The 16,675-nt window shown below is 72.7% G+C and carries 12 protein-coding genes; 4 read left to right on the top strand and 8 right to left on the bottom strand.

All coding sequences use genetic code 11. The annotated features are described in order from the left end of the window. Positions 1–17: 17 nt before the first annotated feature. The 4 genes from RWE79_RS33635 to RWE79_RS33620 form a co-directional block, all read right to left on the bottom strand. Positions 18–4,115 carry a beta-ketoacyl synthase N-terminal-like domain-containing protein gene (locus RWE79_RS33635; protein ID WP_475943850.1) on the bottom strand — a complete coding sequence of 1,366 codons (4,098 nt, stop codon included), beginning with the start codon at positions 4,113–4,115 and terminating at the stop codon, positions 18–20. Next, positions 4,112–5,854, bottom strand: coding sequence for a fatty acyl-AMP ligase (locus RWE79_RS33630; protein ID WP_475943849.1), 1,743 nt, complete (start codon positions 5,852–5,854; stop codon positions 4,112–4,114). Before RWE79_RS33630 ends, RWE79_RS33635 begins: the two co-directional genes overlap by 4 nt. A gap of 16 nt (positions 5,855–5,870) precedes the next feature. Then, on the bottom strand, positions 5,871–7,532 hold the full coding sequence (locus tag RWE79_RS33625; RefSeq protein ID WP_475943848.1) for an acyl-CoA carboxylase subunit beta: 1,662 nt from the start codon (positions 7,530–7,532) through the stop codon (positions 5,871–5,873). A gap of 189 nt (positions 7,533–7,721) precedes the next feature. After that, positions 7,722–7,955, bottom strand: a complete 234-nt coding sequence (locus RWE79_RS33620) for a DUF5302 domain-containing protein (RefSeq protein WP_475943847.1) — start codon at positions 7,953–7,955, stop codon at positions 7,722–7,724. A gap of 206 nt (positions 7,956–8,161) precedes the next feature. Here RWE79_RS33620 and RWE79_RS33615 point away from each other — a divergent pair, with 206 nt between their 5' ends. Beyond that, positions 8,162–9,628, top strand: coding sequence for a hydrolase (locus RWE79_RS33615; protein WP_475943846.1), 1,467 nt, complete (start codon positions 8,162–8,164; stop codon positions 9,626–9,628). 131 nt (positions 9,629–9,759) lie between these two features. Here RWE79_RS33615 and RWE79_RS33610 read toward each other — a convergent pair whose 3' ends face one another. Beyond that, entirely contained in the window at positions 9,760–11,196 is a 1,437-nt protein-coding gene (locus RWE79_RS33610) for an RICIN domain-containing protein (protein WP_475943845.1), read from the bottom strand. 172 nt (positions 11,197–11,368) lie between these two features. Between RWE79_RS33610 and RWE79_RS33605 the strand changes: the two genes are divergently transcribed. Both RWE79_RS33605 and RWE79_RS33600 read left to right on the top strand, forming a co-directional pair. Next, entirely contained in the window at positions 11,369–12,325 is a 957-nt protein-coding gene (locus RWE79_RS33605; RefSeq protein ID WP_475946268.1) for a hydroxyacid dehydrogenase, read from the top strand. Positions 12,326–12,368: 43 nt separating this feature from the next. After that, positions 12,369–13,271 carry a carbohydrate kinase family protein gene (locus RWE79_RS33600; RefSeq protein WP_475943844.1) on the top strand — a complete coding sequence of 301 codons (903 nt, stop codon included), beginning with the start codon at positions 12,369–12,371 and terminating at the stop codon, positions 13,269–13,271. A 30-nt stretch (positions 13,272–13,301) separates the two neighbouring features. Here the strand turns inward: RWE79_RS33600 and RWE79_RS33595 are convergent, their stop codons facing one another. Beyond that, entirely contained in the window at positions 13,302–13,589 is a 288-nt protein-coding gene (locus RWE79_RS33595; RefSeq protein ID WP_475943843.1) for a DUF397 domain-containing protein, read from the bottom strand. 4 nt (positions 13,590–13,593) lie between these two features. Further along, the gene (locus RWE79_RS33590; protein WP_475943842.1) at positions 13,594–14,469 is read right to left on the bottom strand and encodes a helix-turn-helix domain-containing protein; all 876 of its coding nucleotides are present in this window, start codon (positions 14,467–14,469) and stop codon (positions 13,594–13,596) included. A 136-nt stretch (positions 14,470–14,605) separates the two neighbouring features. Between RWE79_RS33590 and RWE79_RS33585 the strand changes: the two genes are divergently transcribed. Beyond that, entirely contained in the window at positions 14,606–15,064 is a 459-nt protein-coding gene (locus RWE79_RS33585; RefSeq protein ID WP_475943841.1) for an ATP-binding protein, read from the top strand. 68 nt (positions 15,065–15,132) lie between these two features. Here the strand turns inward: RWE79_RS33585 and RWE79_RS33580 are convergent, their stop codons facing one another. Continuing rightward, on the bottom strand, positions 15,133–16,605 hold the full coding sequence (locus RWE79_RS33580; RefSeq protein ID WP_475938232.1) for an NF041680 family putative transposase: 1,473 nt from the start codon (positions 16,603–16,605) through the stop codon (positions 15,133–15,135). Positions 16,606–16,675 lie beyond the last annotated feature (70 nt).

Genomic DNA, 16,675 nt, shown 5'->3' with positions numbered 1-16,675 from the left:
GCTCCTCGGCGTGCGGGTCAGAGTGCTCGGTTCAGGTGTGCGGCGATGGCGTCGACGTGGGGCGGGTCGAGCAGGTTGAGGTGGTGGCCCGCGACCCGGACGACCTCCAGGTCCGGGCACACCTCGTCCCAGCCGAGCGCGTCGTCCTCGCGCTCGTACGCCGGGTCGCGCACGGTGTGCGGCGCGGGCTCGGTGGCCCGGTAGAGGATGACCCGGCCCTTGTGGGGGGCGGGGGCGTGCGCCTCGCCGATGCGCAGGTCGAGGTAGGAGGTGCGCTGGTGTTCCAGCGCGGCGGCCGGGATGTCGGCGGCCTCGCGCAGGACGCGCAGCACCCGTTCGATGCGGGCCCGTTCGTCCATGCCCGCCAGGAGGTCGTACGGGAGGTCGAGGCGTACGCCGTAGACGTCGGCCACATGGGCGGCGAAGCCCTCGAAGCGGGCGCGGGTCCGGTCGCCGCGGGCCGGCAGCGGGCGTACGGAGTCGATGAGGACGACGGTGTCCACCTCGTGCCCGGCGGCGGTGAGGAGGCGGGCGGTCTCCTGGGCGACGAAACCGCCGAAGGACCAGCCGCCGAGCCGGTACGGGCCGCGCGGGTACGCCGCCAGGATGGCGTCGGCGTAGCGCTCGGCCTTGGCGGTGACCGTCCCGGCGTCCTCGATCCGCTCCAGGCCGATCACCGGCTGGCCGGGGCCGAGGAGTGCGGCCAGGCCCCGGTAGACGGTGGTGCGGCCGCCTGCGGCGTGCGCGAGGAAGAGCGGCGGCCGGTGACCGGCGGCGCGCAGCGGGCTCAGTGGGTGCGGCGGTTGCGGCGGTGGCGGCGGTGGCTGTGATCGCGGTTGCTGCGGGCGGTCGGCGGTGAGGCGGTCGGCGATGTCCTGGACGGTGGTGGCGCGCAGCAGGTCGCGCAGCGGCAGGGCGACCCCGGACTCGGCCTCGACGGCGGCCCGGATCCGGGTCGCCATCAGGGAGTCCAGGCCGAGGTCGGCGAGGGCCGTGCCGGGGCCGAGCTGTCCGGGCAGATGGCCGGTGACGGTGGCGATGTGGTGGAGGAGGCGCTGTACGGCCGGCGGCGGCTCCTGCGGGCCGCCGCTCGCCGTGGCCGGCGGCCGGCCCGGCGCGGGGGCGGCCGGCCGGTCGGTCCACCAGTGGCGGGTACGGCGCCAGCGGGGGCCGGGCAGGTCCACGACCCGGCCGGCCGGGAGCGGGAGGCGGTGACCGGCGGCGTGCAGGGCGGCGAGGCTGGTGCGGAAGGACAGGGGTGTGTCAGTGGTACGTCGTAACGTGGGAAGGGCCAGGGCGTCGGGGAGCGTCTGGGCGATGGGATGCAGGAGGGTGGGATGCGGGGACAGTTCGACGAAGGCGGTGTGACCGTCCCGCGCGGCGGCCGCCAGGGCCCGGTCGAGCCGGACCGGGCGGCGGAGGTTGGCGGCCCAGTGCGCGACGTCGTAGCCGGACGGCGTGCGCGGGTCGTCATGGACCGTCGAATAGCCGCGTACGGCGGGGGCCTTGCCCTGGACGCCGGCGAGCCGGGCGGTGAGTTCCGGCAGCAGCGGGTCGACCTGGGGTGAGTGGCCGGCGCCCTGGACGCGCATGGTGCGGACGGGGCGGCCGAGCGCGGTCAGACGGTCGGCGAGGCGGGTGACGGCGGCGGCGTCACCGGTCACGATCTTCTGCGTGGGTGAGGAGTGCACGGCGACATGCACCCCGGGAACGTCGGCCGTGAGCTCGGCGAGTTCGGTGTCGTCGAGGTCGATGACCGCCATGGCTCCGCCGTCGAGGGAGTCCAGCAGCCGGGAGCGTTCGGCGATGACGCGGGCGCCGTCGCGCGGGTCGAGGCCGCCCGACGCCACGGCGGCGGCCACCTCGCCCATGGAGTGGCCGATGACGGCGGCGGGTTCGACGCCGTGGGCGCGCCAGAGCGCGGCGAGCGCGAGCTGCATGCCGAACAGCACGGGCTGGGCGGTCGCCAGGCGGTCCAGCCCGGTGCCGTGCTCCAGGCTCGCACGGAGGGAGAGTCCGTCGCAGGCGGCGGCGAGGAGGGGTTCGAGCCGGTCCACGGCGGCGGCGAACGCCGGTTCGGCGGTGAGGAGTTCACGGCCCATGCCGGGCCACTGGCCGCCGTGGCCGGAGAAGACCCAGACCACTCCTGGGCCGATCCGGTCCTGGTCGCCGGTGACCACTCCGGGGTCGGGCCGGTCCTCGGCCAGGGCCCGCAGCGAGGCGGTGACGCCGGCCCGGTCGCGGGCGACGACCGCCGCGCGGGCGGGGCCCCGGCCGGTGCGGCCGGCCAGGGTGCGGGCGAGGTCGGCGGTGCGGACGGCCCGGCCGTCCGGGGTGGCGAGCCAGTCCGCGAGGCGTCCGGCGGTGTCGCGCAGGCGGGCGGTGTCGGCGTCGCTGAGCGGCAGGACGGCCGGCGCGCCGGCACCGGGCGGCCCCTGCCACGCCCGCTGCGCACGCGGCGTGTTCGGCGTGCTGGGCGTGCTCTGCGTGCTCGGGGTGTTCGGCGAGCTGGGCGTGCTCGGCGTGCTCGGCGTGCTGGGCGTGCTCGGGGTACTGGGCCATTCCTCCAGTACGGCATGGGCGTTGGTGCCGCCGAAGCCGAAGGCGGAGACCCCTGCCACGGCGGTGCCGCCGTACCGGGGCCAGGGTTCGGGCTCGGTGACGACGCGCAGCCGGGGGTCGTCCAGGGCCGGGCGGTCGCAGTGCAGGGAGGGCGGTACGCGGTCGTGGTGCAGCGCGAGCACCGCCTTGACCAGGCCCGCGATGCCGGCGGCCGACTCCAGGTGGCCGAGGTTGCTCTTGGCCGAGCCGAGCAGCAGCGGCTGGTCGGGGTCGCGGCCCCGGCCGAGCACGGCGGCCAGCGCGTCCGCCTCGATGGGGTCGCCGAGCGGGGTTCCGGTGCCGTGCGCCTCGACGAGGTCGACGGTGGCGGGGTCGGCGCCGGCCCGGCCGTAGGCGGCTTCCAGCAGGGCGCGTTGGGCGCCGGGGCTGGGCGCCATCAGGCCGTTGGAGCGCCCGTCGGAGTTGACGGCGGTGGCCCGGATCATGGCCAGCACCCGGTCGCCGTCGCGCAGCGCGTCCGGCAGCCGCTTGAGCACGGCGACCGCGCAGCCCTCGGACCGCCCGATGCCGTCCGCGTCGGCCGAGAACGCCTTGCAGCGGCCGTCCGGCGCGAGCGCCCCGGCGCGCCCGAAGGCGACGGTGACGGCGGGGGTCAGGAGAAGGTTGACCCCGGCCGCCAGCGCGGTGTCGCTCTCGCCGGTGCGCAGGCTGACGCACGCCTGGTGGACGGCGACCAGCGACGACGAGCACGCGGTGTCGACGGCGACGCTCGGGCCGCGCAGGTCGAGTACGTAACTCAGCCGTCCGGCGGCGATGCTGGGGGCCGCCCCGGTGGGGGCCCGGGGGTCGACGGCGGTTGGGTCGGCGCCGGTGAGCTGCCCGTACTCGTTGGACGAGATGCCGACGAAGACCCCGGTGGCGGTGCCGGCGAGGGAGGCGGCCGGGATGGCGGCGTGGTCCAGCGCCTCGTGGACCACTTCGAGCAGCATCCGCTGCTGGGGGTCCATGGCGGCGGCCTCGCTGGGGCTGATCCGGAAGAACTCGGCGTCGAAGGCGGCGATCTCGTCGATCGGGCCCAGGTAGCCGCCCCGCCGGTGGGTGTCCGGCGGCGGCTCCGGGAAGTCCGCCCAGCGGCCGTCGGGCACGGCGCCGACGGCGTCGGTGCCGTCCATGAGCAGCCGCCAGTAGTCGGCGGGGCCGCGTACGCCGCCGGGCAGCCGGCAGCCGACACCGACCACGGCGATCGGCTCGTCGGAGGGCTCCGGCAGCGAGGTCCGCATCATCAGCGGCTCGGCACTGTGGACGGGCCGGGCCGCCGTGCCGAGCCGCCGGACCAGGCCGTCCACCGTGCCGGTCTCCCACAGCAGGGTCGCCGGCAGGTCCCGTCCGACCGCCCGGGCCAGTTCGCCGGTGAGCGCGACCGCGTCCCGCGAGGACATCCCGTAGTCCACCAGCGGCCGGTCCCCCGCGACCCCGGCGGCGTCCGCCCCGGTCCAGGAGGCGACGCGTTCGTTGATCAGCCGCCGCAGCAGCGCGGCGTCGGGGCCCCTCACGCGTACTCCCCGTCCAGGTAGCGGGTCCGGGTGAGGGACCGCGAGACCTTGCCGCTGGAGGTGCGCGGAACGGTGCCCGGCGGGACCAGGGCGAAGCCGGCCAGGCGCAGGCCGTGGCGGGCGGACAGGGCGGCACGCACCGCGCGGCCGGTCTCGTCCGGGTCGCGGTCGGCGGCGGCCACGGCCCGTCCGTGCTCGGCGACCAGGACGGCGCCCTCGGTGCCGTCGTCGAGGGTGACCGCGAAGGCGGCGAGGCGGTCGGGGCGGATGGCGGGATGGGCGGCCTGGGCGGTGGCTTCGAGGTCCTGGGGGTAGTGGTTGCGGCCGTCGACGATGACCAGGTCCTTGAGCCGGCCGGTGACCAGGAGCTGCCCGTCCAGGACCGTGCCGAGGTCGCCGGTGCGCAGCCAGGTGCCGGTGGCGCCGTGCAGGGCGGCGTGGAAGACCCGGCGGGTCCGCGGGTCGCGGTTCCAGTAGCCGCGGCCGACGTTGGGGCCCTGGACCCAGATCTCGCCGACCTCTCCGTCGGGGACGGCGGTGCGGCCGGCCGGGTCGGCGATCCGGATCCGCTGCCCGGCGGGGGCGCCGCAGCCGGCGAGGCGGACGGCTCCGGGGGCGTGGGGCGGAACGGGCAGGGCCTTGCCGGCGGCCAGCGCCTCGCGGTCGAGCCAGTGGCCGCGCGGCGGCTCGCCCGGCCGGGCGGCGCTGACGAAGACGGTGGCCTCGGCGAGCCCGTAGGAGGGGCAGTGCACGCCGGCCTGCAGGCCCTGCGCGGCGAACGCGGCGTGGAAGCGCTCGGCGGTCCCGGGGCGGACGGGCTCGCTGCCGTTGATGAGGGCGGTGACGCCGTCGAGCCGCAGCCCGGCCTTGTCCTCCTCGCCGATCGCCGAGGCACAGTAGTCGTACGCGAAGTTGGGCGCGGCGCTGATCGCTCCCGGGTGCTCGGTGAGCAGCCGCAGCCAGCGGACGGGGCGCTGGAGGAAGTCCGCGGGGTCCATGAGCACGGACAGCAGCCCTCGCACCACGGGGGCGGCGACGCTGAGGACCAGCCCCATGTCGTGGTAGAGCGGCAGCCAGCCGACGGTGGTGACGGGCCGGCCGTCGTCGGCGGCGTACACGCTCAGGGCCTGACGGGCGTTGGCCACGACGTTGGCGTGCGAGATCTCGACGCCGGCCGGGACCCGGGTGGAGCCGGAGGTGTACTGGAGGTAGGCGAGGGAGTCCGCGGGCACCCGCGGCGGCTCCCAGCTCTCCCGGCCCTCCCGGCCCTCCCGGCCCTCGGTCCCGGTGTCCGGGATCAGATCGGTGGCCTGCGCCGGCACCGGTATCGACCGGTCGCCGAGGAAGGCCCGTACGCCGTCGAGGCTGTCGCGGGTGGTGAGCACCAGGGCGGGGCGCGCGTCCTCCAGGACGGCGGCCAGCCGGTCGCCGTGTCCGGGCAGTTCGGGGGTGAACATGGGGACGGCGACGCGTCCGGCGGTCAGCGCGGCCAGGAAGCCGATGACGAAGTCCGGGCCCTGCGGGCAGAGCAGCGCGACCCGGTCCCCGGGGGCGGTGCTCGCGGCGATCCGGGCGGCGACGGCCCTGGTGCGCAGGTCGAGGCGCTGCCAGGTCAGGGTGCGGTGGACGCCCCGCGAGTCGTACGCGGGGTGGCTGACGAAGGTGAACGCGCGGCGGTTCGGGGTGTCGCGGGCCCAGTCGCGGAGAAGTCCGGGCAGGGTGTGGGGGTGCGCGGGCATGGGGCGGCTCCTCATGTCACAGCGGGATGTTGCCGTGCCGCCGGTCGGGGACCGCGACACGCTTGGTGCGCAGGGCGCGCAGGGCGCGGCTGATCCGCTCCCGCGTCTCGTGCGGGGCGATGACGGCGTCGACATAGCCGCGTTCGGCGGCCGCGTACGGGGTGGCGTACGCGTCGGTGGTCTCGTAGTGCCCGACGAGGCGGGCGCGCAGCCGCGCAGCCTCGTCCTCGCCTCCGGCCGCGGCGGCGGCCAGTTCGCGCCGGTGCAGCACGCTCACCGCGCCCTCGGCGCCCATCACGGCGATCCGGGCGGTGGGCCAGGCGAGGTTGACGTCGGCGCCGAGGTGTTTGGAGCCCATCACGGCGTATCCGCCGCCGTACGCCTTGCGCACCACGACGGTCACCTTGGGCACCGTGGACTCGGCGTAGGCGTAGAGCAGTTTGGCGCCGCGCCGGATGATGCCGCCGCGTTCCTGCCGGGCGCCGGACAGATAGCCGGGGACGTCGGTGAAGGTCAGCAGCGGGATGCCGAAGGCGTCGCAGAAGCGCACGAAGCGGGCGGCCTTCTCGGAGGCGTCGATGTCCAGGACACCGGCCGAGTGCAGTGGCTGGTTGGCGACCACGCCCACCGTCCGGCCCTCGACGCGGGCGAGGGCGCACAGGACGTTGGGCGCGAACAGCGCGTGCACCTCGCACAGTTCGCCGTCGTCGACAACCGTACGGACGATCTCGGCCATGTCGTAGGCCACTGAGGGGCGGTCCGGGACCAGGCTGTCCAGCCGCAGGTCGGCGGCGGTCGGCGCGAGGCCGGGGCGGGCCGGGGCGTACTCGGGCGGGCGTTCACGGTTGTTGGCCGGCAGGTAGGACAGCAGGTCCCGTACGGTGTCCAGGGCCTCGTCCTCGTCGCCGGCCAGGAAGTGGGCGTTGCCGTTGCCGGTGTTGCTGGCCCGCGCGCCGCCCAGTTCCTCGGCGGTCGTGCGCTCCCCGGTGACGGCCTCGATGACGTCGGGGCCGGTGACGAACATGTGCGAGGTGCCGTCCACCATCACCGTGAAGTCGGTGATGGCCGGCGAGTACGCGGCTCCGCCCGCGCACGGCCCCATGATCACCGAGATCTGCGGGATCACCCCGGAGGCCTGCACATTGCGCCGCACCAGCTCGGCGTACAGGGCCAGCGAGGCCACGCCCTCCTGGATACGGGCGCCGCCGGAGTCGTTGAGGCCGATCACCGGGCAGCCGGTCTTCAGCGCCAGGTCCATGATCTTGACGATCTTCTCGCCGAACGCCTCCCCCAGGCTCCCGCCGAACACGGTCGCGTCCTGGGCGAAGACGCACACCGGGCGCCCGTCGATCGTGCCGAATCCGGTGACGACGCCGTCGCCGTACGGCCGCCGGGTGTCGTCCCCTCCGGACCCACCGGCCCCTCCGGACCCATCGGATGTGCCGGGACCACCGGCGGAACTGCTCGCTCTCGCCCGTACGAAGGCGTCGGTCTCCGTGAACGAACCCGCGTCCACCAGTCGCTCGACGCGGGTGCGCGCGGTGAGCCGGCCGCGCTCCCGCTGCCGTGCCACCGCCCGGTCCGGTGCCACGGCCAGGGCCTGCTCCCGGCGTCGTGCCAGATCGGCGACGCGCTGCTTCGTGCCGTCGGCACGGGCCGTTTCCGCGATACTCGTCACAAGCACCTCCGAAGGGGCTTACGAATATCGCAGCCACGGCCGGCGATCCGGGGGATTCACCGTTACCTGTGGGTAAGTTGAGCCTCCCGGGGCCCCGTTTCGTCGCCACGTGACAACGGCCCCGCCCGCCGGGAAGGCGGGCGGAGCCGTGGTCGGCGGTCCGGCCGGTCCGGCCGGTCCGGTGACGCGTCAGCCGCTCTTGCGGCGGAACTCCCGCTGGCCCCCCGCCCGGCCGTGAGCTCCGTGGATCTTGCCGTCGCGGCCCGCCGCGCCTCCCGCCGCCGCTGCCGCGCCGTGGGTGCGCTTGCGCTCCAGGGCCTCCCGGAACCTGCGCTTCACCTCGTCCTCGGGGACGTCGGCCTCCGCCGTCTGCTCCTCGACCTCGGGCACCTCGCGCGTCTGATCCGAAGCTTCCGCTTCCATGGCCGCCTCCTGGTCCGATTGAGTCATGGGGACAGCCTCGCACGTCCGCGACCGTGCACAACCACCCCCGGAACCGTTGCCACGCCGCGAAGTTGCCATGTACCGTTCAAACGCTTGTCGTCGCGCAGTGGAGCAGCCGTAAATCTACGCGCGCAGACTCGGCGCCCGCACCGCCTCTTTCCACCCCCCACCAGGAGGTATGTCGGATGCTCGGATCCACCAGATACAGCGGCAGACACGCCCGCCTCACCGGCGCGGCAGCCGTACTCGGCCTGCTGGTCGCCGCGACGGCGGCCGTCCAGGCCACCACCCCCACCGTTGCGGCCGCCGCCACCACCAATCGCGTGCTCTTCGACAACGCGCACGCCGAGACGGCCGGCAACGCCGACTGGATCATCTCCACCAGCCAGCCGGACCCGCTGGGCCAGAACTCCTCGCCCAGTTCGGAGACCAGCTGGACCGGCGCCCTCTCCTCGTGGGGCGTCGCCCTGCAGAAGACGGGCAACTACAGCCTGAAGACGCTGCCTTCGGGCAGCTCGATCACCTACGGCACCTCGGCCGCGACCGACCTGTCGAACTTCGACACGTTCGTGCTGCCGGAGCCCAACACGCTGTTCACGACCGCCGAGAAGACCGCCATCATGAACTTCGTCAGCAATGGCGGCGGGCTGTTCATGATCTCCGATCACACCGGCGCCGACCGCAACAGCGACGGCGAGGACGCGCTCGAGATCCTCAACGACCTGATGACCAACAACAGCGTCGACAGCACGGACCCGTTCGGCTTCTCCATCGACACGCTGAGCATCAGCTCCGACTACCCGTCGGCGATCAGCGACAGCACCAACGCGGTGCTGCACGGCTCGTTCGGCACGGTCACCAAGAGCCTCATCGCGAGCGGTACCACCGCCACCCTCAAGCCCGCCGACAACGCCAACGTCAAGGGCCTGCTGTACCGGACCGGCTACTCCGGCAACACCGGGGCCTTCTTCGCCACCAGCACCTTCGGCAGCGGCCGGGTCGCGTTCTGGGGCGACAGCTCCCCGATCGACGACGGCACCGGCCAGTCCGGCAACACGCTGTACGACGGCTGGAACGACACCGGCGCCACCAACGCCGCCCTCGCCCTCAACGCCACCGAGTGGCTCTCCGGCGCCACCGACAGCGGTGGTGGCGACGACGGCGGCGGCGACGGCACCTGCACCGCCGCCCAGCTGCTCGGCAACAACGGCTTCGAGTCCGGCGCCACCACCTGGACCGCCAGCAGCGGCGTCATCACCAACTCCAGCAGCGAGGCCGCCCGCACCGGCTCCTACAAGGCCTGGCTGGACGGCTACGGCACCGCCACCACCGACACGCTCTCCCAGTCGGTGACCATCCCGTCCGGCTGCACCACGGCGACGCTCAGCTTCTATCTGCACATCGACACCGCCGAAACCAGCACCAGCACCGCGTACGACACCCTCAAGGCCCAGGTCCTCAACAGCTCGGGCACCGTCCTGAGCACCTTGGCGACGTACTCGAACCTCAACGCCGCCAGCGGCTACACCCAGCGCAGCTTCAGCCTCAGCGGCTACGCGGGCCAGACCGTCACGGTCAAGTTCACCGGTACCGAGGGCTCGACCCTGCAGACCTCGTTCGTCATCGACGACACCGCGCTCAACGTCAGCTGAACGCGAGCCGGGGACATCCCGCGGCCCGGCACGCGGCGCTCCGAAAGGACCGCCGCATGCCGGGCCGCGACCGGACCGGCACGGACCGGCGCGGACCGGCACGGACGACACGGACCGGCACGGACCAGGGATCACACCGTGCCGCGGGTGAACTGCTGGTTCGTACCGCTGCCGCAGGTGTACTGGATCAGATAGGCACCGTCGGCGGTCGAAGCGCCGTTGACGTCGAGGCACTTGCCGCTGTGCCGGGCCACCAGCCGGACGTAGCCGCTGCCGGCGTCCGTGACCTGCCACTGCTGACTGGTGCCGCTGCCGCAGGTGTACTGGACGACGCGGGCGGCGTTGGCGGTGGAGGCGTCCGTGACGTCGAGGCACTTGCCGCTGTGCCGGGCGACGAGCTGGTAGTAGCCGCTGCCGGCGTCCTTGAACCACCACTGCTGGTTGAGGCCGCCGTTGCAGGTGTACTGGATCCCTCCGGCGCTGTCGGCGAGCGAGGCGCTCGGGATGTCGGCGCACTTGGAGCTGTGGCGGGCGATCACGTTCTCCCAGGGGCCGCCGATGCCGGCCACGGTGCCGGCGGCGGTGTCGACGGAGACCGTCGGGTAGTACTCCATGCTCATCGTGGTGTTGGTCGGGAAGGTCAGCGGCAGCCAGATGTAGAGGGAGTCGTTGACCGTGCCGCCGAAGGAGTTGCCCCAGCGGTCCCCCAGGTAGAGGTAGGAGGTCGCCGAGGTGCCCTGCACGGGGAGCACGTACGCGGTCTGCGACTTGAAGGCGGTCGAGTCGCCGACGTTGGTCAGGGACCCCCAGGTGCCGGTGACGCTGCCGGCGGTTGCGTACTTCTGCTGGTTGGGGTTCCAGCCGGTGGCGCCCGAGGTGAGCAGGAAGTACACCCCGTCGCGCTTGAACATCGCGGGGGCCTCGCGGTACGAGCCCGCCCACAGCAGCTGGACACGGCTGTCGACGCTCAGATAGTCGGCGGAGAGCCGGTAGACGTGCAGGTCCGCGTTGTTGTTGGCGGCCGAGATCATGTACGCCGTGCCGTCGTCGTCCTTGAAGAGCGTCAGGTCGCGTGACATGTAGCCCAGCGGCTGGAAGCTGCCCTGCCAGGTGTAGTCGCCGTCGACGGTGGCGGAGGTGGCGACGGCGGCGCGGGCCTGCGTGTAGTCGCTGCCGTTCTCCTTGTGCATCCACATCACGTACCGGCCGGTGCTGCTGTTGTAGATCACCTTGGGGCGCTCGATGTTGGCGGTGGCCAGTTCGGGGTCGGTGGCCTGGGTGAGGACGTGGTTGCGGAACTCCCAGGTCTTCAGGTCCGTGGAGCGGTAGGCGGAGACGTACCGGAAGGTGTTGTCGGCGTTACGGTCCTCGCCGAACCAGTAGTAGTAGGAACCGACCTTGATGACGCCGCCGCCGTGGGCGTGCACCACATCGCCGTTGGTCGCGGTGAACTGGGTGGCGTTGGCGACCGTGACGGTGGCGGCGTGCGCCGCCCCGGCGGTGAAGAACTGCGCGACGAGGCCGAGACAGGCGGCGAGCACCCATGCAGCCCAGGAACGTGGTCTCATACGTTTCCTCCCATGCCGTGCGGGGACATTTCACAGCCCTTCGAAGAAGGGGCTTACGTGGAGGGGACGTGGGGATGCTAGGGGTGCCACCGACTCCCGACAAGACATCCGGCAGGATCACAGAAAGCGGTTGTTGCACGTGACGGCCAAGCGACCCGGCGCACTGTTCGCGATGGACCCGGTCCATCTGCCCGCCCTCTTCCCGCCCGCCCTTCTAGAGCGACTGGACGGTCTGGTCGCCATCGGCCGCACGGCCGGACCGGTACCCCCGGCGGACCCCGGCGCGGAGGTGCTCATCACCGGGTGGGGCTGCGCCCCGCTCGACGCCGACGTCCTGGAACGGCTGCCCCGGCTGCGCGCGGTGCTGCACGCGGCCGGCAGCGTCAAGCCGCACATCACCCAGGCCTGCTGGGACCGCGGCCTACTGGTCTCCTCGGCCGCCGCCGCCAACGCCCTGCCGGTCGCCGAGTTCACCCTCGGCGCGATCCTGCTCGCCGGCAAGGACACCCTGCGCATGCGCGCGCTCTACGCCGAGCGGCACGCCCACCCCGGCGCCGCCGAGACCGGGCACCTGGGCAACCACCGCCGCCGGGTCGGCATCGTCGGGGCCTCGCACATCGGCCGCCGGGTACTCGGCCTGCTGCGCCCGTTCGACCTCGATGTCGCCGTCCACGACCCGCTGCTGACGGTGGACCGGGCGGCCGGGCTGGGCGTACCGGCCCTCCCGCTGGACGAACTCGTCGCCCGCAGCGACGTGCTGAGCCTGCACGCCCCCGCCCTCCCGGAGACCCGGCACCTGATGGACGCCCGCCGGCTGGCCCTCATGCCCGACGGTGCCACCCTGGTCAACACGGCGCGCGGCGCCCTGGTCGACACCTGCGCCCTCACCGACGCCCTGGTCCGCGGCCGGCTGTCCGCCGTGCTGGATGTCACCAACCCCGAGCCGCTGCCCCCCGGCTCGCCCCTCTACCGGCTCCCCAACGTGCTGCTCACCCCGCACATCGCCGGCGCCCTGGGCAACGAACTGGAGCGGCTGGGCGCCGTGGTGGTCGACGAGCTGACCCGGCTGCTGTCCGGCGAACCCCTGCGCCACCGCGTCCTGCGCGCCGACCTCGACCGCATCGCCTGAGCCCGTAGGATCGACCGCGGGGTGGAAGCGGAGGCAGCATCACATGAACACTCAGGAACCGCGGTACGACGTGCTGGTCGTCGGCGGATCGGGAGTCGACACGATCGTCAGGGTGGACACCCTGCCGGTGCCGCCGGCCGACTCGGTGTGGGCACCGCCCATCAAGGAGTGGGCGGGCCAGACGGGCGGCAATGTGGCCCTGGGCTCCCGTGCGCTGGGTGCCGCGGTGAAGTTCCTGGACTACATCGGGGACGACTGGATCGGGGCCATGGTGCGCGAGCGGATGGCCAAGGGCGATGTCGACTTCGAGCCGCTGATCTCGGCCGCCGGCACCCGGCGGGCCGTCAACCTGGTGGACGCGTCGGGCCGCCGGATGTCGTTCTACGACGGGCGGGACCCGCTGGACCTGCGCATGCCGCGCGAGTTCTACCTCCCCCATCTGCGCAGGGCCCGCCATGTCCATCTGTCGATCACGCACTTCGCGCGTTTTCTGTACGACGACATCGAGGCGCTGGGCGTCCCCGTCTCGACGGATCTGCACGACTGGGACGGGGCGGCCGAGCACCACCGGGAGTTCGCGCTCCGTTCCGACCTGGTCTTCCTCAGCGCGGCCGGGGCCGGCGAGGGGATCGCCGACGTGATGCGGGGCATCCTGCGCGACGGCCGGGCCGAGGCGGTGATCGCCACGGCGGGGGCCGGCGGCTCGTACCTGCTCACCCGTGACGGCGGGAACACGCCGCGGCACGTACCGGCCACCCGGCCGCCCGCACCGGTGGTGGACTCCAACGGGGCGGGCGACGCCTTCCTCTCGGGCTTTCTGCACGGCTGGCGGACCGGCCGGGACCTCCTGGAGTGCGCCCGGCTGGGCGCGGTGGCCGGAGCCCATGCCTGCACGGGTGAGGGCAGCACGGCGCTGATCGGTCTGGCGGAGCTGGAAGCGGCCTGACGTCCGTCCACGGGCCGCCGGGCGGGCGATTCAGGAGAGCAGGAAGTCCGCGTCGCCCGCCTTGGCGCCCTGGATGAAGCTGGTGATCTCGTGGTTGGTGTAGATCAGGGCCGGTCCGTCGGGATCGGTGGACTGGCGCAGCGCCACCCGGCCGTCGTTCAGCTTGAGGGCCTCGACGCAGGATCCGCCGTTGCCGCCGCTCCAGGGCTTGGACCAGCCCTCGGTGCCGAGGTCCTTGGCGGGCATGCCGTTGTAGACCCTCCTGCTGGTCATGTCGGCCTTGTTGGTCTTGTTGGTCTTGTTGATCCTGATACTCATCGGTTCAGCTCTCCCCGTGGATCTCACCGAGGACTGCCTCGGTGGTCTGGCCCGGCGCGGCCTGCGCGCACATCCGGTCCAGGGCTTCCAGGAAGGCCGTGACGTCGTCGCGGTCGTCGAAGTACACCGCGCCGACCAGGCTCTCGGCGCAGACGACGTCGGGCAGTTCCTGGATCTGGAAACGGAAGATGTGGAAGGGCCCGTACATCGCGGGATGAGGTCCCGCGGTGAAGGGCATGATCTGCAGTCGTACGTTCGGCAGTGCGCAGGCCTCGATGAGCCTGGCTGTCTGGTCGCGCATGATGCCGGGGCGGCCGATGGGTCTTCGCAGTACGGTCTCGTCGATGACGGCCCAGAACAGGGGCGCGTCCTCGCGGGTGAGCAGCGACTGGCGCTCCATGCGCAGGGCGACGACGCGTTCGATCTCCGCGTCGGAGGCCTGCGGGAGGCCGGCCCGCAGGACCTCGCGGGCGTAGTCCTCGGTCTGGAGCAGCCCCGGGACGTAGTGCGGTTCGTAGGAGCGGATGACGGAGGCCTCGCCCTCCAGGCTCACGAAGGCGCTGAACCACTCCGGGAGGACGTCGCGGTAACGGTGCCACCAGCCGGGCTGGTTGGCCTCGCGGGTGAGGGCGAGGAAGACCTCGGTCTCGCGCGGGTCGGTGACGGCGTAGGTCCGGAGGAGTTTCTCGACGTACGGGACCTTGAGGCCGACCTCGGCCTTCTCCATGCGCCGGACCGTGGCATGGGTGACGTACAGGGCCCGGGCGGCCTCCTCGTAGGAGAGTCCGGCCTTCTCCCGCAGGACCTGGAGCCGCTTGCCGAGCACCACTCGCAGCACGGTGGGGGCTCCCCCGCCTGCCGCCGGCCGCCCGTCGGTCACGACCTGCTCCCCTCAACTGCCTTCACAGCAAGGCAGTCTGTCATGTCATCAGCGCAGGGAACAGCCTGTCACATCGATTCTGTAATTTACAGATCGCACCTTGCCAAAGCTTGAAGCGGACACGCATAGTTGCGGAGTGCCTGCCTCCCAAGACGCTCTCCGGTTAGAGCGCCGCGGCGCCCTTGACGCCCGCAGCCGCCAGGACTTGTTCCGGCTGCCCGCCATCGGCCCCTCCGTCGCCGAGGCGCGACGGCGTGTACGGACCCGCCTGCGGGAGTGGGGAGTCGACGACGAGGTCGTGGCGGACGCCGAGATACTGGTGTCCGAGCTGTTCACCAACGCCCTGCGGCACACCAGCAGCGAGGGGGTGGCCTGCGGACTGCGTGTGACGGGCCGGGTGGTGCGGGTCGAGGTCACGGACCAGGGAAGTTCACCGACCGAACCGAGGCCGCGTACGGCCGGCTTCGACGAGGAGGGCGGCCGGGGTCTGCTGCTGGTCGGGGCGCTCGCCGCCGGCTGGGGCGTACGGCCCGCCGGCGTCGGGCACGGCCGCACGGTGTGGGCCGAGCTGTCCGGCGACCGGCCGCCCGCCTGAGCGCGCCGCCGCCGGGGTCACGGGGGGGTCCGGCCCGTTCGGGCACGGACTCTTAGCTTGATCTTTATCTACCAGGATCTTCCAGGCTTGCCGATGGCCTTGAGGGTCTCGGGGCGTTTGACAGTCTTGCCGACGTCGTAGCGGGGTGCCCTGCGTTTGTTCTTGGCGCCGGGTGGCCGTCCGGGCCCAGTGCCTGTGGGTTTGGGAACACGGGTCGGGCAGGCGAGGTGAGCGCGGATGTTCCTGAACCCCCGGCGGACCCGGGCCGGGGTGATCCGGTCGGAGGCGGTGGGTTTCTCCCACGGCCGGCGGAGGTCTGCGGCGAGCGGCCGGGCAAGCCGGAGCTGGGTGTGGGCGACGATCAGAATCCAGGTCCAGCGGTCCGCTGCCTCCGGAGTGCGGAGTTTCGGGGTCGTCCAGCCAAGGGTCTGTTTTGCGAACCTGAACGTGTGCTCAAGGTCGAATCTGCGCAGGTAGACCTGCCAGCAACGGTCGATGTCGTCCGGGGCGGCGCCGGTCTTCGAGGACCACAACCACACCGGCGGAGCGTCCCGTACCTTCGACAGATGCTCGACCTTCAGCCGGACCAAGGTGCCTTCGATCAGGGGAAGTTCGCCTTCGTGGTCGAGCCAGGCGGAGCGGTGTGTGAGCCGGGGGTGGACCCGGTCCCATGCCTGGGTTTCGGCTTTCCCGTAGTTCGTGGTCGCGGTGGCGGTGGTGATCGCGGGTTCGGGCCAGGTCTCCGGCTTGGCGAAGCGGAACTCCGGGCCGTGCTTGGGCGGCCGGCCGTTGACGCCGTGCGTCCGCGGTGGCCTCGGCAGGCGCATGACGCGGTCGGAGCGGACGCGGCCGACCATCTCGACGGGCAGGTCCCGCAGCACCCAGGCCAGGCGGGTGACGTCGTAGCCGGCGTCGGCGACGATGGTGATGTCCGGGTCGCCGGGTTTCCACTGGCCCGCAGTGATGAGCCGTTCGACGACGCCTCGCAGCTGGCCGGCGGTGACGGCGGTCGCGTCGTCCGCCGGGCCGAGCCGGACCACGTCCAGGATCGCGGTCCATGACGTGGCGCCGGACTCCAACACGGCGACGAAGGAGTAGGGCCAGCCCGGAATGAACTGCGACGCCGTCTTCGCCCTGCCGTAGACGTGGCAGAACAGCCGCTCGGCCGAGCACGGCGCGTCCGAACGAAGCCACGGTGACACATCGACCGCCAGGACCAGGCGCCCGCCCTCGAAACGCGGCAGCGGCAGCCCGGCCAGCACCGTCCGCAGCCGATCGACGTCGATCCGGCCGCGATTCAGGCCGCCGTACATCGCTCCGTGCCCACGACGATGCTCGGGCAACAGGGTCAGGTCCACCGGGGACTTCACCGCACCGTCCGCACACAGCACCGCGTCCACCAACTCGAACAACTCATCGCGCCGAGCGGTCAGACACTCGTAGAACTCACCCCGGAAGCGTGACGCCTCCGCGAACGCTTCCCGCCGGACAGCATCAGGCAGCAGACTCACCCTCACGGCCTTCGTCTTGGTCACGTGCATTCCTTGGTCGGAACACACGATCAGACGAAGGCCGCCCGCACGTCCGGCGAATCCCCAGGTGAGCGACTCA

The sequence above is a fragment of the Streptomyces sp. RLA131 genome (assembly GCF_056270125.1).
The sequence above is the reverse complement of the archived record's forward strand: the minus strand, read 5'-3'. Positions and strand labels throughout refer to the sequence as shown.

What these genes read in the sequence shown, in the direction of transcription:
- RWE79_RS33630 (WP_475943849.1), bottom strand. Translation starts at nt 5,854, where the DNA reads ATGCCCGCGCACCCCCACACCCTGCCCGGACTTCTCCGCGACTGGGCC.
- RWE79_RS33620 (WP_475943847.1), bottom strand. Translation starts at nt 7,955, where the DNA reads ATGGAAGCGGAAGCTTCGGATCAGACGCGCGAGGTGCCCGAGGTCGAG.
- RWE79_RS33615 (WP_475943846.1), top strand. Translation starts at nt 8,162, where the DNA reads ATGCTCGGATCCACCAGATACAGCGGCAGACACGCCCGCCTCACCGGC.
- RWE79_RS33610 (WP_475943845.1), bottom strand. Translation starts at nt 11,196, where the DNA reads ATGAGACCACGTTCCTGGGCTGCATGGGTGCTCGCCGCCTGTCTCGGC.
- RWE79_RS33605 (WP_475946268.1), top strand. Translation starts at nt 11,369, where the DNA reads ATGGACCCGGTCCATCTGCCCGCCCTCTTCCCGCCCGCCCTTCTAGAG.
- RWE79_RS33600 (WP_475943844.1), top strand. Translation starts at nt 12,369, where the DNA reads ATGAACACTCAGGAACCGCGGTACGACGTGCTGGTCGTCGGCGGATCG.
- RWE79_RS33595 (WP_475943843.1), bottom strand. Translation starts at nt 13,589, where the DNA reads ATGAGTATCAGGATCAACAAGACCAACAAGACCAACAAGGCCGACATG.
- RWE79_RS33580 (WP_475938232.1), bottom strand. Translation starts at nt 16,605, where the DNA reads ATGCACGTGACCAAGACGAAGGCCGTGAGGGTGAGTCTGCTGCCTGAT.